Below are 21320 nucleotides of genomic sequence, written 5' to 3' on the forward strand. Positions count from 1 at the left end.
CTACCCCTAAACATTCGTTTTTAATTGCCGATGGATTCAAAGATCTCGCCAAGCAGTTCAAAATCAATTTGACCAGATGAGCAATCACTCGGCGTCAATTCCCCTTCTCTCCGGTTCTGACAATGCTCAATGATTGCCAGTAAGCTACGTCTGTAGGCCTCAGCGAATGCATGTATTGCAGCTGGTTCTAAGGTTTCCCTATTATAGTGACAGACCATTTCAAGGCAGCCGCCGCTGATTACACCTTCCAAGGCTATCGCATGATTATGGTTAAATTCCGGGTGCACTTCCTGTCCTCTATAGAGATTCGATACACTGAATAACTCATTTTCGTTATCCATTTGCCCCATAAAGTTAAAGCTAATCACTGGCGGCGATATCTCACCAAGTCCTTGTCTATGCTCTGTGCTCAAGTATTTCAATACACCGTATCCGATACCATTATGTGGCACGGCCCTCAGCGTTTCTTTAGTTCGTCTGATGGAGTCTCCAATGTCATCGGGATCGATAAGCTCCAGCAGCAATGGATACACAGAGGTAAAACATCCTACTGTTCTAGTCACATCCGTATCAACAAACAATTCTTCGCGTCCATGACTTTCTATTGTAATTTTGATGGCCCGGCGTCCAATCCAATCTTTAACCGCTAAGCTCACTGCACACAGCAATAAATCGTTAATTTCCGTGTTATAACTGAGATGGGTATCCTTCAGCAACGCCTCCGTCTGTTCACGGGTAAATAGCAAGGTAACACTGCTGGATTGGTTAACCAAATGGGTGGAGGTTAGACCAGGATACAGCGGTTCTTCTTCCCAGGAGGTGATTCTATTCCAGAAATCAAGCTCCTTACGCAGCTCTTTGCTTTGAGTGTACTGATTCATTTGTTCCGCCCAATAGAAGAATGAATCAGTCGATTCTGGAAGCTGAATTTTCGTATCATGCTCTGCCGTTATTAACTGAGTATAGATATTTCTGAAATCCTCAAGAAGGATTCTCCATGACACCCCATCTACTATAAGGTGATGAATAGCAATTAGAAGGTAATCACCCTCAGTTCTTCTGAATAACCCTAGCTTTACAAGTGGCCCATGTTCTATATTTAATCCCGTTTGAAGCGTATCCGCTTCTTCGCTCATCCTCTGTTCGGGATGTTCTTCTTCTCGTATGTCATACACATTTACTGAAAATCCACCTTCGATGATAGAATCTTGGATTATAGCCTCAAACTCAAACTGCCCTTCTGTGGTTCTTCTGAATTTGGTTCGCAGACCCTCATGTACACTGGACAGAAGATCAAAACTCCGTTCAACGCATTCAGGGCTAAAGCCTTCTTGATGGAAGAGAAGCACGGATTGATTGAAATGATGACGTACCCTTTCTGGATTCTGAAACAGCCAGTTCTGGATTGGTGTTAGCACAGCCGACTCCAGTTTCACCTTATCTCCTCCCCGCACAGATTTGGTTCTCACGAACGGTGCGATTCGGCGAATCGTATTTTGCTGAAGAATGTGCTTCACATCCAGTTGCAAGCCATATTTGTGTAAACGAGAGGCCACCTGAATGGCTTTGATCGAATCTCCACCCAAGCTATAGAAGTGATCTTCTATCCCCGCAGTCTCACCGAGTACATCTTTCCATACTTCGACCAGAATCCGTTCCATGGTATTCGTAGGTGGTAACTTAATCATATTCGTAGCTTTTTCCGTCACCTTTTGTGCAAGCTGCTTTTTGTCTATTTTCCCGTTAGGAGTAAGCGGTAAGCTCTCCAATAAGACAAGCTGTGCAGGAACCATATATTCAGGCAATTGTTCTCTTAACTGCTCCCTGATCGATTCTTCAACGACACCAGGGTGAACTGGGATACAATATCCATATAATTCGTTGCCCCCGTTATTTCCCTTCTTACTGATCACCACAGCTTCTCTAATCTCAGGGTTAAGCAGCAGCTTCGCCTCAATCTCACCAAGCTCAATCCGATAGCCACGAACTTTGATTTGATCGTCTAACCGCCCTTTATATTCAACATTGCCATCTGTCAGCCAACGGCCCCGATCTCCGGTTAGATACATTTTTCTACCGGGATGAAAAGGATCGTCCACAAACTTCTGGTTAGTTAACATTTCATTATGCAAATAACCTCTAGCGATTCCTGTACCCGCGATAGCAATTTCACCTTCCACGCCTACCGGCTGTAATCTGAAATAAGGATCTATGATGTAAATGGAGGTATTATCAATGGGCTTACCGATAGGGATCTTCCCGCTGCTCTCCTCTACCTGAAAGCTAGTGGCTACAACCGTATGCTCTGTTGGACCGTAATTGTTAACTAGTTTATAACGTTGCGGAATAAACGACTTCAGAGTATCTCCTCCAGTTAGTAGTAAGCGTAGGGATTGATTCTGAAGCGACATAAAAGGCTCGCAGATCGGCGAAGGCAGGAAACTAACCGTAATTCCATTTAAATTCATATATTCATTTAATCGATGGACATCTTTGCGAAGATTCTCCTGAACGAGGTGAAGCTCGGCTCCGCATAACAGGGAGGGGAAGATCTCCCATACCGCTGCATCGAATCCAAATCCGGCAAACTGAGTCGTCCGGTCCTGCTCATTTAGTGCAAAAGCCCGGTGATGCCAATGACATAATTGGACCAGTGAGCGATGCTCTATCATAACCCCTTTAGGCATCCCTGTAGACCCGGAGGTATAGATGATATAAGCCAGATCATCCGGTCCGCTCAAGGATTCCAAATCCTCGGCTCCGTAATCCAGACACCATTCCATATGATCTATATCCAGCATTTCTATAGCATAATCATCTGGAGCTGGGAATTGGCTTTGTGTCAACAGGATCTCTGCACCACTATTGTGAAGCATATAAGAAATGCGCTCCGCTGGATAATCAGGATCAATAGGAAGATAAGCTGCTCCACTCTTCAGAATGGCTAGGATTGCTGTAATCATATGCACTGATGGACGGGACATCACAGCGGCAATGCTGTCTTTTCCCAGACCTTTGCTTATTAGTGCCCTTGCCAAGCGATTGGATTGTTCATTTAGCTCACGGTATGTCAAACGTTCCGTTCCGCAGATCACAGCGGTCTGCTCCGGGGTTTTCCCCGATTGGCACATAAACCATTCATACGCTGTTATTTCTTCAGGAAACGCTACGGATTCAGTATTGAAGATGCTCAGCAGCTGCTCCCTCTCCGGTATAGTAATCATCTCGAACTCTGAAATAGAGTCATCCAGTCTGGTCACCAGCTGTTCCAATAGCTGTAAGTAATGCTCGTTCATTCGCTCCACCGTCTCTTGTTTGAACGCGGAGGTGAGGTACTCCCATTTCAAAGAGAGCTCTTTGCCTTGCTCCGTTACGATCAGAGCTAACTTAAACCGGGATACAGGGTCTTGGAATGGATAAGAAATGCCTTGGGACCTTCCAAGACGCAAGTCTGGCAGTTCCAGATTCTCCATCGAAAACAAAATATCAAATAATGGATTCCGTTCATGGCTGCGAGAGAACTCTAGCTGCCCAACCAGCTTCTCAAAGGGATACAAGCTATGTTCAGAAGCCGCCAGTACCTGTTGCTTGACTGCTTCCAGAAGTTCTCTTCCCGTTTGTGTACCGTACTGGCGTAGCCGTAAAGGTAAGGTATTCACAAACATCCCTACAACGGATGACATCTCCGAATGACTTCTTCCGTTGTTTACCGTACCGACGATCATGTCCTCTTGACCGCTGTATCTGGATAATAAGAGCTGAAAGGCTCCTAACATTACCATATAGGGTGTTGTTCCGCTGCGGCCTGCCGCTTCCTTCACCTTGTCAGCTAATTTTCGGGTTAAGGGTAGTGTCAAATGGTCTCCTGCGGTTTGGGAATAAGGTCTTTCTGAGTAATCGATGGGCAATTGCAGAATCGGCAGCTCCCCTTCGAATAATTTCAGCCAATACTGTTCTGCTCTTCTGCCGTCCTCCATACACCGCTGTTTCTCTAACCAGTTTGAGCAATCCTTATACTGTATTCTTGCAGGAGTCGCGACCAACTCTCCATTGTATATAGCATTAAGCTGTCTCAGTAGAAGTCCGGTGGATATCCCGTCGCAGACTGAATGATGAATATCCATTAATAGAAGCCCGCGTGAGGGTCCAAGCTCCTTCCATAAAGCCCGAAATAATGGAGCATGGTGCAGATCAAAAGGAGCGATAAAAGCTTGTATCGTCTCCTCGGCAGATTGTTGAGTGTCAGCGATCTTAAGACTCAATACTGCTTGTTCATGCACATTCTGCCGAAGACCGTCTTCCTCCAGGCTAAAAGAGGTGCGGAGCGACTCATGGCAGCGGATCAGCTCATTTAAAGCCATCTCGAGTCTGCTTAAATCCAGCTCTCCATGGATCTCAATAGCCATTGGCAAGTTGTAAGGAGTACTCTCTGGGTGAGCCTGTGAGAGTGTATAAATCCTCTGCTGCGCTGAAGAAGCAGGATAAGAGGCTTGCTCAGCTACCTTATCCATCGATGTGGATATCGTCTTGTCGCTCTGCTCGATAAAAGACGCCAAAGAACGAATATTCTTTAAGCGGAGCAGGTCAGCCAAGGTGATGCGAATCTCATAATGCTCTAGAATAGCGCTTATGATCTCCGCAGCCTTCAACGAATGGCCACCTAATAGGAGAAAATCATCCTGTACGCCTATCCGATCTGTTCTAAGCACCTGCTGCCATAATAGTGTTAACTCAAATTCTAGTGGTTTTGATGGAGCTATATATAGGTTATTATCATTTATTTCAGTTGTTATAAGAATAAGCCTCTTCCGATCAATCTTCCCACTAGCATTTAAGGGGAATGACGTATCCACTTGGATGAACTGCTGGGGGAGCATATAATCTGGAAGCTTACTCAGTACATATTGTTGTAATTCAGAGGTAGAAATTTTACTTTCGAGTACTAAGTATGCAGCAAGATATTTCTGACCCACTTCGTTATTCTTATCGAGGACGGCTGCATTCTTAACAGCTGGATGTTGCAGCAGCACAGTTTCAATCTCCTCGGTCTCAATCCGGATACCTCTAATCTTCACCTGATGATCAATGCGTCCGATATATTCTACATTTCCGTCAGGAAGCCATTTGGCAAGGTCACCTGTCTTATAAATCCACTCGCCAGATTGAAAAGGATGTGGAACCAATTTTTCTCTGGTGACTTCCGGCAAATTCAAGTAACCGCGAGTTAATCCAATGCCTCCTATACACAGCTCCCCTGCAATGCCAATAGGCTGTGGATTCTGATCAGGATCGATAATATAGAGTTGGAAATTAGCGATCGGTTTTCCGATAGGAACCGCTTTGAGCTTGCTTGCCGCAAGCTCTTTCGGCTTCTTCCAATAGGTTGCACAGATAGATGATTCGGTGGGTCCATAGCCATTTATATATTGAACTTGCTCCCCCCACTGTTCCAATAAAGCAGGTGTAGAAGCCGAGCCAACTACAAAAAGATGTCTTAACGTATGTATGCGTTCAGGATGCAGGGATGCTGCATAAGCAGGTGGAAGTGTTGCAGTATTTACTTCATAATCATTTAAATATCGTTCAAATTGAATGAAATTATAGATGATGTCCCGGGGTGGGATATAAAGTGTTCCTCCCGACGTCAGTGCCTGCAACCATTCCCAAATAGATGCGTCAAACGATACATTAGCGAACTGTACTACACGTTTGGGCACATCCAGAGGGAACTCAGAGGCATACATCGTTGCCAGATTAACCAACCCTCGGTGTTCAATCATTACACCTTTGGGTTTACCGGTTGTTCCCGAAGTGAAAATAATATAAGCCAAATCCTCAAGCTTTCCCACATGCTCCGGCTTCTTGCTGCTGATGTTCTCCCATGATATCGTTACAAGCTCCAATCCTTTGTCGGTACGAATCATTTGTTTACCAGTATCGAAGTATACACAGCTCTTCAGGTCAGTCACTGCTGCCTGCTGCTCACACATTAATGCATGTTTTTGACAGGACAGTAGAGTTTCAATCCCTGAACTCTCGATGATATCAGTGATTCGATCTTGAGGTAAGCCAACGTGAATCGGTACAAAAGCACCTCCGCTCTTAAGGACCGCTAGGGAAGCAATTATGTGCTCAGAACTACTCTCCATCAATAAGCCAATCCGGGTCACCCGTCCCGTCTGCTTCTCACTTGCCAGAAAATTCGCCCATCGGTTCGCTTGTTCATCTAGATCACGATAAGAAATTTGACCGCCTTCGTGAACAATTGCCGGATGTTCTGCTGCAAGTTTGACCTGCTCTTCAAACAGCTCATGAATCGATTGTTGTACTGGAAGAAGGGTGTCCGTTGCATTGAAGTCGATCAGAATGCGGCGTTTTTCTAAGGTGGAGAGCATTTCAATAGAAGCAATAGGGGTAAATGGCTGCCGGATGGCATTAGTCGCCATTCTGCTTAGATGACGGGACAGGCTGCGGATAGAAGCGCTGCGGAGGGCTGTCTTGCTATAAATCAAGCGCAGCGATAGATCATTATCACCTACAACGATATTCAGCGCCAGATCATAAGGAGTGAATGTACATAATGTCCTGCTCTCATAGATTGCAGAATGACCTATAGCATAGCTGTTCGACCGTGTTTCTCTTATCCATTCTGCAGTCCGCTCCATAAAAGCTTCAGCAGCATACCGCGGATTCTCCCTCGCATGATTCTCAGTTTGTTCCCAGGCTTCTATAAAAGATTGTCCCGAATCTACCGTGCATGGGATCGGCTGTATCTCATGATGACCGGTGGAGCATTCGTAATTAATAAGGAAATTCTTCTCGCCAGTATACCGATATAACACCATCGCATACAGGGTCATTATCCCTGAATATATCGAAAAACCGTGTGTATGTGCCAACTTACGGAAAGCGGTAAATGTTCGACTTGAAAATGTGAAATCCACATAGCCCAGAGAATCCTCATTCTTAACTGCTTGGCTGTTTAGTGGACTTCCCCATGAGAGATCTAGCTTCATATTCTCATCCTCATACCGTTCAAGCCATACCGGATCAGAGGATTTGGACAATTGATTATTGGGTGTTGTCGACATTGAAATTGAAACCTCCTTTATTTCCCAGGTATAGCAACCCGGAAGATCCTCTCCAAATATAAGGCGATATAAATTTTCATAATGACGTCATCCAACGATTCGTTAATAAAGAAATGATTACCCGGAAAAATACTGGTGCGGCACTGTCCCGTAGTTGTCTCCCCCCAGGATTGAAGGTCTTCAAGTGTAACCTGGACATCCCTTTTTCCTCCGAATGCACTGATGTTGGCTGAAAATTTGGGTCGGTCTAATCTAGGTTGATACGTCTCGACTAATTTAAAATCGGCTCGTAGAATCGGGAGAAATAACTCGCGAAGCTCTGTATGCTCCAACGCCTGTCTAGTGGTCCCCCCGTAGTTGAGCACTTCCTGTACAAACTCCTCATCAGATAGCATATGAAAGTTATGATTAGGCGAGGGGATAAAAGGAGATCTTCTACCTGAGAAAAAAATATGCTCCGGCCCCGGCAGCCCCTTCTCTTGCAGCTTGTGACATAATTCAAACGCGATCAGACTGCCCATACTATGCCCAAATATCGCATAGGGCTCATACAACTCAGAGCTGATACTCTGATACAAATCTTCAACGGCTTCTTCCATATTTTCATAAAAAGGAAGATTCGACTTGCGACCTCTTCCGGCTAGTTCTAGCGGAATAAAATCCATATCATTCTTATCCGGTATCCGCTTCTTCCAGCGTTCATAAGTGACTGCAGAACCGCCCGCATATGGAATACAGAACACTTTTATATGATTCATCATTACGCCAACTCCAACTTAGGATAGTAAAAATCATTTAAACTCCACAACTTCAACTGCCCTGGTATGCTCTTGGGATGGCAGCAAACAGCACATTGATAACCAGTTATGTCATTAAAGGTCTCAAAAGCCCAATCTTCCAGTAAATGATTCTGTATGTAACATTTGAACCTGCTTTCTTCCTGACTTTTTTGAATAGAAAAGGATTGTAAAGGGATCGACATCCCCTTCCCCAAAGCCTTGATATAGCTCTCCTTCAAGGTCCATAGCTCGTAGAAGCGATTAGGATATTCATGCGAATCTGCTGCCAGATAAACTTTCTCTTCTTCCGTGAAGCATAGATCTCCAATAGCGGGAGGTAAGGAATGACATTGTTCAATATCCGTTCCGATCGGCTGCTCGTCGAGAGCACATGTGACCCAATCACCGGAGTGACTAATGTTAAAATGAATGTTCAGTCCGCTAACCTCTGGCTTACCATAAGGGTTTTCCTGGAACTGGATGCGTCTAACCGGCTGTCCAATTCTGTCGGCAATCACTGTTTTGGCAAGGAAAATACCTGCAAGCGAACGCTCCGCATCTTCCCTTCTATAGAAGCTAGAAATCCGTTTGCGCATACCAGCATCAGTTGAAAGCAAAAGATGTAGATATTGCTGTTCCGGAATGCCACCTTCTATGTGTAAAGCGTGCAATTCCATATCACTCACATCCTTTTCTGAAAATCATCCTATAGCCGAGTTTGTTTCTTTCTTAAGTCAATCTTACAACAGCCTATCAGACCTTTCACCGAAAACCACCCCTGGTTTAACCACAAACCTTTTGCGCTTTTACGAGCCAAGTACCGCAATTATGTTGGTTCATAAATTGTCCAGTTGCGTGGTCCAGTTACCCATAAGAAAAGACCCGCATTCTACCCGCGGATCCTTTGTTAAAACAAGTATCGTTATTCCATCGAAACGTCTGATTTAATCATCTTTTTAAACTTCAGATAACTGGCTAGTCTCCATGGAATGATGTAGGACGACGCGACGATAAACAGCAGCACAGCCATATTTTGCGGTTCAATCTGGAGAAGATAACTTCTGAGAATAACACGCAAGATCAAGATCCCTACGAAAAAGTAGAGAAAACCTATGTTCCTCTTGGTGTAAATTCGGCCATCCCTTTTCTCATAAGCCGTTGTAATAATCAGCGGAACCGAGAAAGCTAATCCTACAAGTATAGCCAGCAGTGTTTCATTCTGTTGAAGATGTACCTGACCGTTTAGCAGCAGCAGTAGGCCAGGGCTTAAGAATAGAATCGGCAGCATAATCCTAAACGCTCTTTTTCCCATAGGCCTATGTTCCGACATTAGTCTTCTCAGCACAATAATTGCAGCGACACCCAGCATAATGCTTAACATAAAGTTACTATTCATTTTGCAAAGCTCCTTCCACGTAATATGCATCACTGGAATAAAGTGTATCTTATTATTTATAGCTTTACACCGAAAATCATTGTGGTAAAAACCGCAAATTTTAAGCTTGTGACCAGCAAAAAAAGGGATGCCCCAGCATCCCTAGAGGAAGGGGTCTAAGCGGTAGAAGCACCGAAAGCGGCCATTGGCATCTGCCAACGTTCTAATGCAATCGAAGCCCCCCCCTGTCAAGGTCTGGCATAAAATTCAAACTACCTTCTCATACTATGGGGAGAATATGGAGGTGAATGTCATGCCAAAAAATAACGCCAGTCCCAAAGGTGAACCAGGCAAACATCAACCAAGTAAGAAAAACAATGCACAGAATAACAATAACTTTAATGAAGCGGCTCAGATGGTAAACATCGATAAAGCTGCCGATTATGTTCCCAGCTTAAACGGTGTTTCCAAAACCGACGTCTAAACCGCACTGTTAAACAAAAAAACACTCCTCAGAATATTCTGAAGGAGTGTTTCATTTCAAAGATTATATGCGATACGTTAAGCCTACCACACCGTTACTGTAAGCTTTTGAGTCCACAAGATGAAGTGGGACATGATTCGTGATCTCGTCAAAAAGACGCATTCCAGAGCCAACGACAACGGGACAGATATTAAGCCTAAGCTCATCTAACAATCCATTTTGTAATAGGGATCTGACTAATTTCGGACTACCAGGGATCTGAATGTTCTTTCCAGGCTGTTGCTTTAGCTTCATTATTTCCTCGAAGAGCTTGCCCTTGATCAGGCTCGCAGGTTGCCATTCGAGCATGTCCTCCGTAATCGTACTGGAGACCAGATATTTGTCAGAATGGTTCAGGAATCTTGCCATGGGTAGATCGTCACTCTGATGCTGCCAGAACTGGGCTAACATCTTGTAAGTACGTGTTCCAAGCAATACAGTATCCGCCTGTGCAACACCCGCAGCAATCGTCTCATTCATTTCATTACTCCCCCACTTCTTAGGTGAGGCTTCAAGCGAGTTTACCACTCCATCCAGCGACATGAATAAACCTGCCACAATCTTTCTAGATGAATTTTCTGCATCTTGTTCATGATGATCTACAGGCACACTCATCGCTCCTTGTACCAGAAATGAATACATAACATTCGATCCGCAATATGAGGACATGCTTGATTATTTCAAGTTTTCTAACTCGACGGTCACTTTTTCAATCAGATTCACGAAGGAGGCCAGTTCTTGAGAGCCCTTCACTTGATCTCTAGAATACATGGAATTGTGTTCCGATTCTTTTTTCACCTTGGACAGTGTGGAGTTGATATTATTCAGCTTCTCATCAATCGTTCCGATTGAATCTTTAGAGCGACGAGCTAACTTGCGTACTTCATTCGCGACGACTTCAAAGCCTCTACCGTACTCCCCTGCTCTTGCCGCTTCAATGGCTGCGTTTAAGCCCAAAAGATGTGTATGATCAGCAACCTCCCTAATCATTGTACCCACTTGATGAATAGACTCTACCTCTTTGTCAAGATATAACACAGTTTGATGTGTTTTCTCTTGATAATCAGCATTCTTACTAGCTAATTCCTCGATGGATTCACTGCTATCTTTCAGTTGAACCATTAAGGATACTAATTCTTGAACCGCAGAACTAACACCTGTAAGCAAGTGGTTTTGCTTTTCTAATAAATTTTCTATTTTTGCTTTTTCATCGACTTCGTAGGCTTCCAGAACCAACTGTGAATCCAGATTAAACATCTTGGTTAATGCATGAATGACGGGTTTCCAATCAGTCGGTAATATCCGTTCAAAATAAGCTGTAGCGAGATCCAAATATAATATGTAAGTGCCCAAATACCAATTTGTTGTCAGACCAATACGCGAGTGAATTTTACCTATAAGCAGTCGTCTTTCAATAAATGCTTCATCAATCACACCCGATGCCATGGATAAAAAATACCACTGCTGCGTTTCCTTCAATCGATCAAGCGTACTGTGCTGTTCAATGATGTGGAGTAGCTCAGGTTCCTCTATCATCTGCTTATACAATTCATCTACAAGGGAGCTTACGATTTGCTTGAATTCTTTCTCCTTACTTTTCAATACATTTAAATCAGCCTCAGTAATCCCAATATAGCTAACTTGCTGTTGTCGCTCTGAACTAAGATTGATCATAATTTGGTCAACTTCCCTCTCATTCTGTTTATATAATGATCATCGCATCTTCCATGCCATCCCCTATGGCATCTATTTATCTTGATAATGAAGGTATTATTTTTATAAATTTTAACACTTTATTTACTTAAATAGTTTATTAATTTTACAAACTTTGAATTTCGTAGCATTATTCTTAGATCACACTAAAAAGAGGAGCTCCTATAAAGGAAGCCCCTCTTAAAATTAAAACCTTATCCTACACAGCAACAACTTGTTGCAGCAATTCTATCGTCACCCGGTCAATGAACTTTCTGAATTTCTCTTTCCCTTTGGCGTTGGCCTTATAGTAGTTAATCAATGACAGAATCACTGGAATAAGTTGATCTTCACTTAGCCCTGATCTAAGGGATTGAGCGATTGAAGTCTTAAGCCCTTTTGGTTCTCCACCCACAAAAATCTCATAGGTATTACGCATTTTCACAACGCTAATGTCTTTCAACAGAGGCTCGCTGGTTCCGAGTGCACAGCCCGCATAACCAATCTTCAGTGGCATAGGTGTTTCAATCCCTGCGATGGACTGATTTAATTTCTGTGCAACTGCCAGACCTGCTTCCTCAGCCCCTTTACAAAAATTACAAGCAATCAGGCTTTTCGTGACAAAACCCGCTGAATATACTTCTAATCCTATACGCTCAAGTTGCTCCACAATCACTTCACGTTGTTCAAGAGGCACCTCCAAATAAAGCTGTTTAAAAGATGTCATTTCAATTTTTGCATTCGTTCCTAGAATTGCTCCTATTGTAGCAAGCTGCTCTGGTGTAAACAGGCTTCCCCCCACTTGAATTGGAGGTGCAACTGCGATTTTTGTGATCTCTCCCATATCCTTATCTCCGTCCTCATTCCTCTAGTGATTTAGTTACGGATCTTCACACGTTGCAGACGAAGTGCATTAAGAACAACGGAAACCGAACTGAGAGCCATTGCCGCACCCGCTACCCACGGAGCCAAGAAACCAAGTGCTGCAATCGGAATGCCAAGTGAGTTGTAGCCAAGTGCCCAGAATAGATTTTGTTTAATATTAGTCATTGTTTTACGACTCATGTAGATAGCGTCGGGAATACTGGATAGATCGCCTCGCATTAAAGTAACATCCGCAGCTTCCATAGCCACGTCCGTACCGGTACCAATGGCCATCCCAATATCTGCAGTTGCGAGAGCTGGAGCATCATTAATACCATCGCCAACCATGGCTACTATCTTGCCTTGCGCTTGTAATTTTTTCACTTCCTCCGCTTTTCCTTCTGGAAGCACTTCAGCGCGTACATGGTCAATGCCAACTTGAGCTGCGATCGCCTTTGCCGTACGTTCGTTATCTCCGGTAATCATGATGACCTGGATTCCCATTCCTTTCAAGCGACTGACAGCAGCCTGAGAGGTTTCTTTAATGGTGTCCGCAACAGCTACCATACCCACGTACCCTTTATTTATAGCCACAAGCATTGCTGTTTTACCGGATTCTTCTAAAGTAGACATGATGTTATAAGCATGACTTGCCTCTACACCGTATTTGTCCATGAGACGCCGAGTACCAATTAACAGCTCTTTGCCTTCCACGACAGCCTTGATTCCAAAACCCGGTATGGCTTCAAATGATTCTGTCCCTGGCAATTCAATATTTCTTTCCAAGATACCTGTGACAATAGCTTCTGCAAGTGGATGCTCTGAATTCTTCTCAGCTGCACCCACCAGTCTAAGAAATTCTGTCTCGTTGCCTTCAACCAAAATATCGGTAAGCTCAGGTTTGCCCTTTGTTACTGTACCTGTTTTATCCAAGATAATCGTATCAATTTTATGTGTTTGCTCTAAATGCTCCCCGCCTTTGAACAGGATTCCCAGTTCAGCTGCACGTCCGGAACCAGCCATAATGGAGGTTGGCGTAGCCAGACCCAAAGCACAAGGGCAAGCGATAACCAGAATGGCGATTGCTTTTTCCAAAGCTCCTGCAAAATCACCCGGTGTTACGATAAAGTACCACACTAAGAATGCAATAACGGCAATCCCAACAACGATTGGAACGAAGATACCGGAGATGACATCAGCGACCCGTTGAATCGGAGCTTTCGAGCCTTGCGCTTCTTCTACCACTTTGATGATCTGCGCAAGAGCAGTTTCCTTACCTACTTTTGTTGCCTTAATTCGAAGCATGCCGTTTTTATTAATCGTCGCTCCAATGACGGAATCTCCGGCTTTCTTTTCAACAGGGAGGCTTTCTCCGGTCAGCATGGATTCATCTACCGAAGAGATCCCTTCCAGAACTTCACCATCCACAGGTACTTTATTCCCTGGACGAACAAGTACTATATCACCAGTAATAACTTCCTCTACAGGAATGCTTAATTCTTCACCGTCGCGGACAACTAAAGCTGTCTTGGCCTGCAAGCCCATCAAGGATTTAATAGCTTCTGATGTCCGTCCTTTTGCCAAGGATTCGAACAATTTACCCATTAGAACCAGCGTAATCAATACTGCACTTGTTTCATAATACATTTCTGGTCCATGATGCGCGCTCCCACCATTGACAGCCCAAACGATTGTTAAGTACAGGCTGTAAAAAAACGCCGCCGAGGTCCCGAGTGAAACTAGAACATCCATGTTCGCACTGCCGTTACGTAGCGCTTTATAAGCACCGATGTAAAATTGTTTTCCGATATAAAATTGAACCGGCGTTGCCAAAATCAATTGGAACCATGGATTCATAAAAAGATCAGGCAGCCATATCCACGAAGTGAAGGAAAAGTGGCTCACCATCGCCCACAGCAGTGGAAACGATAGAATCGCGGAGATCAGCAGCTTACGCTTTTGCTTGGATAAATCTTGTTGTCGCTGTTCCGCTGGGTCACCTTGCTCTTGTTTGGGAACAGCCTTGTATCCAAGCTTCTCCACCCGCTTCTGCATGTCAGATACAGAAACTTCAACGGGATTATATTCGACATGTGCTGTTTCCATCGCAAAGTTCACACTGGCAGTGCTTACGCCAGGTAGCTTATTCAGAGTCTTCTCAATTTTCAATGCACAAGCAGCGCATGTCATACCTACAAGCTGTAAATCTACAGCTTCTTTAGCTGTGCTGTACCCAAGCTTCTGAATACTTGCTTCCATCTTACTAACGTCCACTATGTTCGGATCATAAGTCACTGTAGCCCTTTCCATTGCAAAGTTTACGTTGGCTTCACTTACACCTTCTAGTTTATTCAAGCCTTTTTCAATGCGGTTCGCACAAGCAGCACAAGTCATCCCTGTGATTTGTAATGAAGTTTGCGATTGTCCCGCCGCAGCAGTAGTCATTATATAAACACCTCTTCCACTTTTGTGATGATTTCCATTGTTTGCATCATCCTCTTCTTGATGTTAGTATACCCCCCTACCCTATATTATGTCAAGCGACAAGCTATACTCTAAATACTTAAAAAGGAGTTTTCTCAGTAACAGAAATCCTGTTTCTGAGAAAACTCCCTCATGAATCCGTCCTCTCTGAAGAGAGTCCTACTGAGTTAAGCAGCCATTTCACGGCAGATTTTCGCACAGGCAAAACATGCTTCTGCACATTGCTGGCAATGATCATGGTCATGCTTTTTACATTCGTTGCCGCAGGCTTCACAAGCCTCTGCACAAGCTAAACATAAGGCCTTGGCATATTTACTGTTCATCGACAGGGCATGTGCAGTGAATCCGCATATTTCTGCACATTCACGATCCAGGCGAATGCACTCCTTCATCATTCCAACATGATCTTCCTCCAAGCAAGATGAGTAACAGTGATTACAAGCCACCATACATTTTAAACATTCTTCAATACACGCTTTGTAGTTTTGATGTGACATCATAAAAACTCCTCTCAAGATGTAATTTAGTATAGTCCCCTACTCTATATTTACCCAATCGTGAGCTAACTTATCATGCTCAGAGAAATTGTCCGAACTGAACATTAGACATGCAGCTGTTTCTCAATTTCTTGACGATTGAACACAAATCCGAAGAATACCTGATTGTTAATGAAAATGGTGGGAACCAATCTTTTTCCAGTTCGATTAAATAACGTATCTGCATGGTCAGGATGATCTGCAATATTAAATTCAGTAAATGGAATATGATGCTCATTCAAGAACTTTTTAAAATTTCTGCAATCCTCACAAGTCGGTGTTGTAAATACCTCTACGTTCATATGGGTCGTCCTCCTTCATTATATTTTCCAACAATATTAGTATACCCCCCTACACTATACATGAATCTAAATAAAAAAAGGATTCCAACGAATCCTTTCTATTATCAATTATTTAATTAATTTATTGATGGTAATTAATAACTCATCTAACACTTCATTTTCACCATCTTGAATTCGTTCCACGACACAGCTCTTCATATGATGTTCTAGCAAAAGCTTTCCTACGCCGTTCAAAGCAGATTGGACCGAAGAGATTTGATGCAGCACATCATCACAATAGGTGTCCTTTTCAATTAATCCCTTTAGCCCTCTTACTTGTCCTTCAATTCTATTGAGTCGGCTAACCAGGTTCTTTTTAGTCTTCTCAGAGTGATGACTTTTTCGTTCACCCGTGCTACATGATTCGTGCTCGTGCGTATGATCTTCCATGCACCAATCACTCCTTTCCATATAGTTTTATTATACTATAGCCCCCCTAATCTATTCAAAATATAAAATATAATTAGACTTTCATCACTTCATGGGATATCACAGATGTTTCAATTTGAATAGTAGTATGCTGGATTTTGAAGCGTTCCGCTATTAACTGAATGGCTTGCTGCAAAATACGTTGATCATCTTCCTGATCTTTGATTAAGAGATGGCAGCTTAGTGAATCAAGACCCGAGGTAATTGTCCAAATATGAAGATCATGAACATTTATAACGCCCTCGATATTCTCAAGAACTGCCTTCACCTCAGATGGATTCACTGTAATCGGTGTACCTTCCATAAGAACATGAACGGTATGTTTGATGATTCCCCAAGCGCCTCTAAGAATTAATAGAGCAACTAGTACGCTTATAATCGGGTCAGCAATATACCATCCAAAAATCATCATAACTAAACCTGCAATAATAGCCCCCACCGAGCCTAAAGCATCGCCAAGCACATGAAGATAAGCGCTGCGAAGGTTAATGTTATTCTTTACATCTCCTTTTCTCATAAGAGACCAAGCACTAGCAACATTGGCTAAAAGACCTATACATGCGATCAGCATCATAGAACCACTTGCAACCGTAGGCGGCTCGAAGAATCGGCCATAAGCCTCCACGATGATAAACCCAGCAACTACAAATAAGGTGACCCCATTCAATAGTGCCGCTAGAATTTCAAACCGATGAAATCCATATGTTTTATTGGGAGATGCAGGTTTAGTTGCAAACCAGACCGCCACTAGACTTAATGCTAAGGAGCTTGCATCGTTTAGCATATGCCCACTGTCCGATAGCAGCGCTAAGCTGTTAGTGACCAGTCCGCCAAAAAACTCCAAAAACATAATTCCTACTGTAATTATTAATGCAATCATTAGTCCTTTTTTGTTTCCGCTAGGATCGAAATGATGATGACCGTGAGGCCCATGGGAATGATCATGTCCTGCATGGGAGTGATTGTGATCGCTGTGATCGTGATCGGAGTGTTGCCCGTCTACATGCTCAATCTGATGATTGTGATTATTCTTCTTGTCCTTCATGATTTACCTCCTATTTACCTTCAGCAAGATAGTATTAGTATGCGCGCGCAGTGGTATTCAAAAGATCCAGATCATAATAACATATGAACAAGTGCTCATATGTTATTATGATCTGGATTTTTCTTCTTGTCAATAACAAACCTAAGGGTATATCCTCTTTAGTCTTGAAAACACAAAAAAAACACCTCTATACAATTTCTGTATAAAGATGTTTTAGTTTATCTTCCACTTCTTAATCTTAAAGAGAAATCGCTGCTTCTAATGCAACTTCCATCATGCTGTTGAAAGAATTTTGTCTTTCTTCTGCCGTGGTTACTGCATGAGTAACTAATGAATCTGAAATAGTAAGAATACATGCTGCTTGTTTACCTAATACTTTCGCATTATGGAACAATGCATAGCTCTCCATTTCTACACATACACAGCCATGTTCATTGTAAAATTCATTGTGGCCTGGCACGTTATCTTCATGATAGAATACATCGCTTGAATGAATTCTTGCCGTCAAAAGAGGCTTGTTAATACGTTTAGCCGCATCTTCAATGACTTCGTTCAATTCTTTACTTGGCAGCTGCACATCTCCTTCTACACCACTTTGCACATAGGCGTATGTAGATTCACTCCACGCACTATCCGCCAGTACCACATCAAATAAATTCAATTTATCTGTGTAGGCACCTGCACTACCGATGCGAATGATGTTTTCCACACCATAATTTTTGTATAGTTCATAAGAATAAATACCGATACTTGGCATTCCCATTCCCGAACCCATTACTGACACTTCTTTACCTTTGTAAGTGCCTGTATATCCAAACATATTCCGTACCGTATTAAATTGGGTTGGGTTCTCCAAATAGGTTTCTGCGATATACTTCGCTCTTAACGGATCTCCTGGCATTAATACTGTTTTGGCGATTTCACCATTTTGTGCTGCATTGTGCGGCGTTGACATAATTTATTCCTCCTAAGTTTGTTACTCAACTACTATCTTACTATACCATTCATGAATTTAAATATACGTTTAAAATATTCTTTTGTTTCAACAAAAAAATAACTGATTCTCTTGCTACAATTTATTCGCAAACCCGTTAAGCTTTTGGGACATTATTTTTATTTCCTCAATAAATGCAGAAGTATGCTGAACAGATCCAGCCTGTTCTTGTCCGATAGCCGCTATCTTCTCTATCGAATTAGCCATTTGGTTCGTAATCCCCTAAATCTGTAACATGGTTTCATTTATGTTTTGAGTTGAAGAAACGGTTTCCCGTGAAAATTTCTGAATTTCCTTAGCTACTACTTCAAAACCTCTTCCCTTCTCACCTGCATGAGCCGCTTCTATGGCTGCATTCAGCCCGAGTAAATTCGTTTGGTCAGCAAGCTTTTTAATAATCGATAGGACCTCTTAGTATTCTCCACATCTCTACCAGCTTATTGGGATTGAATAAGTAGCCTTTAATTCACTTTGTCTACGAATCTGAACTGCAATCCCGCCAATGACCTGACCGTTTTGATCGTGAAGAGGTGTCGCTGTACCCGTAAACTCGAATCCATAGAAGTTGGCCGGAACATCGGACTTTAATGCTTGATTCTCTCGTATAGCTATGTAAAGCGGTTCTTCTTTGTTTAAAAGCTGTCCTTCGGTAATGTTTAAATTAATGGTATCGCCAGGAAAATAAGCAACAAACCGATCCAAATCACATATGGCTATGGATAAATCAGCCGGAATAGATAATTTTATTATAGGTATAATCGCGATAAATTTGTCTAAAGATTCAATATTATTAATCACAGAAATATAGTCTCCATTCCAGCAAAAGGTTTCTCCAACCGTGCTAAATTCTTAATTTTGTTTAATTCATATTTGAAATATGTATTCGAGATATTCTCATAAAATCCTCCAAAAAAGTTTACAAATCCCCTTTTTTCTCCCACATCATACGGATAACATCCAAAAAAGCCCCCACTTTGTGAAAAGTGAGGGCTTTGGGTTACTTGCTTTTATTAACAGTATCGATTAGTTGCGGATCAGATAATCAAATGCACCTAAAGCTGCAGTTGCACCGGATCCCATCGAAATGATGATTTGTTTATAAGCACTATTAGTGCAATCGCCAGCAGCGAATACTCCTGGTACATTTGTAGCACCATGGCTATCTACAACGATCTCGCCAACGCGAGTACGTTCAACCATGTCACCTAACCAATCTGTGTTCGGAACCAAACCGATCTGTACAAACACACCCTGTAATTCAATATGGTGAGTTTCTTCTGTCGCACGATCGATATAAGAAATACCATCTACCTTATCAGTTCCGGTAATTTCTTTCGTTTGCACGTTTTTAAGCACAGTAACGTTAGGTAGGCTGTAAAGACGATCTTGCAGTACAGCATCTGCTTTGAGCTCTGGAGCAAATTCCAGAACCGTTACATGTTTCACTATACCCGCAAGGTCAATAGCTGCCTCAATCCCTGAATTACCGCCGCCGACAACGGCAACATCTTTGCCTGCAAACAAAGGACCATCACAGTGTGGGCAGTAGGCTACGCCTTTATTCTTGAATTCAGCTTCACCAGGCACACCCATATTGCGCCAACGAGCACCTGTCGACAGAATGACCGTCTTACTCTTTAGAACAGCACCGTTCTCGAGTTCAACTTCAATTAAATCATTCTTATCTAAACGTGTGGCACGTTGTAACTTCATCACATCAATGCCATACTCTTTCACTTGCTCTTCGAGTTTAGCCACTAGCTGAGGACCTTCAATGTAATTTACACTGATAAAGTTCTCAATGCCAAGTGTGTCGTTAACCTGTCCGCCTAAGCGTTCAGCGACAATCCCTGTGCGAATTCCTTTACGCGCTGCGTAAATTGCTGCACTTGCACCTGCTGGGCCACCGCCAACAACAAGAACATCATAAGGAGCTTTATTGTCAAACTCTGATGCGTCTACAGTACTACCCATTTTAGCTAGAATTTCTTCAACCGTCATACGACCACTTTCGAAAAATTCACCGTTAAGGTAAACGCTTGGAACAGACATAATTTCTTTGCGTTCTACCTCTTCTTTGAACACTCCGCCATCAATCATCGTATGGGTAATGCCAGGATTGAAGATACTCATTAGGTTCAGTGCTTGTACAACATCAGGGCAATTATGACAGCTTAGGCTGACATAAGTTTCAAACTTATATTCGCCATTAATGCTTTTGATCTGATCAATAACACTTTGCTCAACCTTAGGCGCTCTTCCGCTAACTTGCAGTAGAGCCAACACTAATGAAGTAAACTCATGTCCTAGCGGAGTTCCAGCAAAGGTTACGCCCGTATCTTCACCCACACGATTTACGCTAAAGCTTGGGGTTCTAGGCAGTTCGGTTTTTTCTACCGTTATCCTAGCTGACATTTTGGCAATTTCATCAACCAGCGCTTCCATCTCTTGAGATGCTTCGTCAGAGCCTGCACTGATTTTCAGTACTACGTCGCCTTCCAAGAGTTCTAGGTATTGAGCTAGTTGAGCTTTTATTTCTTGATCTAATTTCATTTAGCTTTCGCTCCTTAAATCTTACCTACAAGATCGAGACTTGGTTTAAGAGTTTCTGCACCTTCGGACCATTTCGCTGGGCAAACTTCACCTGGATGATTGCGTACATATTGTGCTGCTTTGATTTTGTTAACAAGTGCACTAGCATCGCGACCAATACCACCAGCATTAATTTCAACGGTTTGGATAATACCGTCTGGATCAATGATGAATGTACCACGATCAGCAAGACCGTCAGCTTCGATCAGAACATCAAAGTTACGGGAAATCACATGAGAAGGATCGCCGATCATAATGTATTTTACCTTGCCAATAGCTGCAGAGCTTTCATGCCATGCTTTATGTGTAAAGTGAGTATCTGTGGAAACGGAATATACTTCAACACCCAGTTGTTTCAGGGTTTCATATTGGTTTTGCAGATCTTCAAGTTCAGTTGGGCATACGAATGTAAAGTCAGCTGGGTAGAAGCAAACTACACTCCATTTACCTTTAAAGTTTTCTTCTGATACATCGATGAATTTCCCATCTTGAAATGCGCTTGCTTTGAATGGTAGGACTTCTGTTCCGATAAGTGACATATTATTTAAATCTCCTTTAAGTTTTATTTTTTGTGG

19 protein-coding genes are annotated in these 21320 nt (G+C 42.7%); 1 reads left to right on the forward strand and 18 read right to left on the reverse strand.

Going from position 1 to position 21320, the window contains the following annotated elements; translation table 11 throughout:
• Nucleotides 1-20: 20 nt before the first annotated feature.
• The 4 genes from H70737_RS26095 to H70737_RS26110 form a co-directional block, all read right to left on the reverse strand.
• Nucleotides 21-7091 (reverse strand): non-ribosomal peptide synthetase, encoded by a 7071-nt coding sequence (locus H70737_RS26095; protein ID WP_042191999.1) that lies wholly within the window; start codon nucleotides 7089-7091, stop codon nucleotides 21-23.
• A 17-nt stretch (nucleotides 7092-7108) separates the two neighbouring features.
• Nucleotides 7109-7852: a thioesterase II family protein gene (locus H70737_RS26100; RefSeq protein WP_052404434.1), complete on the reverse strand. Its 744-nt coding sequence runs from the start codon at nucleotides 7850-7852 to the stop codon at nucleotides 7109-7111.
• Nucleotides 7852-8547 carry a 4'-phosphopantetheinyl transferase family protein gene (locus H70737_RS26105; RefSeq protein ID WP_052404435.1) on the reverse strand — a complete coding sequence of 232 codons (696 nt, stop codon included), beginning with the start codon at nucleotides 8545-8547 and terminating at the stop codon, nucleotides 7852-7854. The genes H70737_RS26100 and H70737_RS26105 overlap by 1 nt, the downstream gene beginning before the upstream one ends.
• Nucleotides 8548-8792: 245 nt before the next feature.
• Entirely contained in the window at nucleotides 8793-9266 is a 474-nt protein-coding gene (locus H70737_RS26110) for a CcdC protein domain-containing protein (protein WP_042192000.1), read from the reverse strand.
• A gap of 292 nt (nucleotides 9267-9558) precedes the next feature.
• Here H70737_RS26110 and H70737_RS30895 point away from each other — a divergent pair, with 292 nt between their 5' ends.
• Nucleotides 9559-9729, forward strand: coding sequence for a hypothetical protein (locus H70737_RS30895; protein WP_156113190.1), 171 nt, complete (start codon nucleotides 9559-9561; stop codon nucleotides 9727-9729).
• A 63-nt stretch (nucleotides 9730-9792) separates the two neighbouring features.
• On the opposite strand, the gene H70737_RS26115 is transcribed toward H70737_RS30895, so the two are convergent.
• From H70737_RS26115 to ahpC, 14 genes are all read right to left on the reverse strand, one after another.
• A complete protein-coding gene (locus H70737_RS26115) occupies nucleotides 9793-10410 on the reverse strand; it encodes a dihydrofolate reductase family protein (protein WP_197071249.1) in 618 nt (205 codons plus the stop codon).
• A gap of 33 nt (nucleotides 10411-10443) precedes the next feature.
• Nucleotides 10444-11442, reverse strand: a complete 999-nt coding sequence (locus tag H70737_RS31535) for a globin-coupled sensor protein (protein ID WP_042192005.1) — start codon at nucleotides 11440-11442, stop codon at nucleotides 10444-10446.
• 238 nt (nucleotides 11443-11680) lie between these two features.
• Nucleotides 11681-12304: an NAD(P)/FAD-dependent oxidoreductase gene (locus tag H70737_RS26125; protein ID WP_042192007.1), complete on the reverse strand. Its 624-nt coding sequence runs from the start codon at nucleotides 12302-12304 to the stop codon at nucleotides 11681-11683.
• Nucleotides 12305-12336: 32 nt separating this feature from the next.
• On the reverse strand, nucleotides 12337-14769 hold the full coding sequence (locus H70737_RS26130) for a heavy metal translocating P-type ATPase (protein WP_042192009.1): 2433 nt from the start codon (nucleotides 14767-14769) through the stop codon (nucleotides 12337-12339).
• A 206-nt stretch (nucleotides 14770-14975) separates the two neighbouring features.
• Nucleotides 14976-15305 carry a four-helix bundle copper-binding protein gene (locus tag H70737_RS26135; protein WP_042192011.1) on the reverse strand — a complete coding sequence of 110 codons (330 nt, stop codon included), beginning with the start codon at nucleotides 15303-15305 and terminating at the stop codon, nucleotides 14976-14978.
• Between the two features lie 104 nt (nucleotides 15306-15409).
• The gene (locus H70737_RS26140) at nucleotides 15410-15646 is read right to left on the reverse strand and encodes a glutaredoxin family protein (protein WP_042192013.1); all 237 of its coding nucleotides are present in this window, start codon (nucleotides 15644-15646) and stop codon (nucleotides 15410-15412) included.
• A gap of 108 nt (nucleotides 15647-15754) precedes the next feature.
• Entirely contained in the window at nucleotides 15755-16075 is a 321-nt protein-coding gene (locus H70737_RS26145; RefSeq protein WP_042131123.1) for a metal-sensitive transcriptional regulator, read from the reverse strand.
• 73 nt (nucleotides 16076-16148) lie between these two features.
• Entirely contained in the window at nucleotides 16149-17159 is a 1011-nt protein-coding gene (locus tag H70737_RS26150) for a cation diffusion facilitator family transporter (protein WP_081951218.1), read from the reverse strand.
• Between the two features lie 238 nt (nucleotides 17160-17397).
• Nucleotides 17398-18114, reverse strand: coding sequence for a purine-nucleoside phosphorylase (deoD, locus tag H70737_RS26155; RefSeq protein ID WP_042192015.1), 717 nt, complete (start codon nucleotides 18112-18114; stop codon nucleotides 17398-17400).
• A gap of 114 nt (nucleotides 18115-18228) precedes the next feature.
• Nucleotides 18229-18360 carry a hypothetical protein gene (locus tag H70737_RS31540; protein WP_269321781.1) on the reverse strand — a complete coding sequence of 44 codons (132 nt, stop codon included), beginning with the start codon at nucleotides 18358-18360 and terminating at the stop codon, nucleotides 18229-18231.
• A 15-nt stretch (nucleotides 18361-18375) separates the two neighbouring features.
• Complete coding sequence (locus H70737_RS30900) at nucleotides 18376-18552, reverse strand: methyl-accepting chemotaxis protein (protein ID WP_156113248.1); 177 nt, start codon at nucleotides 18550-18552, stop codon at nucleotides 18376-18378.
• A gap of 30 nt (nucleotides 18553-18582) precedes the next feature.
• Nucleotides 18583-18951: a hypothetical protein gene (locus H70737_RS30905; RefSeq protein ID WP_052404436.1), complete on the reverse strand. Its 369-nt coding sequence runs from the start codon at nucleotides 18949-18951 to the stop codon at nucleotides 18583-18585.
• 225 nt (nucleotides 18952-19176) lie between these two features.
• Nucleotides 19177-20706 (reverse strand): alkyl hydroperoxide reductase subunit F, encoded by a 1530-nt coding sequence (gene ahpF / locus H70737_RS26165; RefSeq protein ID WP_042192017.1) that lies wholly within the window; start codon nucleotides 20704-20706, stop codon nucleotides 19177-19179.
• A 14-nt stretch (nucleotides 20707-20720) separates the two neighbouring features.
• Nucleotides 20721-21284, reverse strand: coding sequence for an alkyl hydroperoxide reductase subunit C (gene ahpC / locus H70737_RS26170; RefSeq protein WP_042192019.1), 564 nt, complete (start codon nucleotides 21282-21284; stop codon nucleotides 20721-20723).
• Between the last annotated feature and the right edge of the window lie 36 nt (nucleotides 21285-21320).

The sequence above is a fragment of the Paenibacillus sp. FSL H7-0737 genome (assembly GCF_000758545.1).
Classification (GTDB): Bacteria; Bacillota; Bacilli; order Paenibacillales; family Paenibacillaceae; genus Paenibacillus_AQ.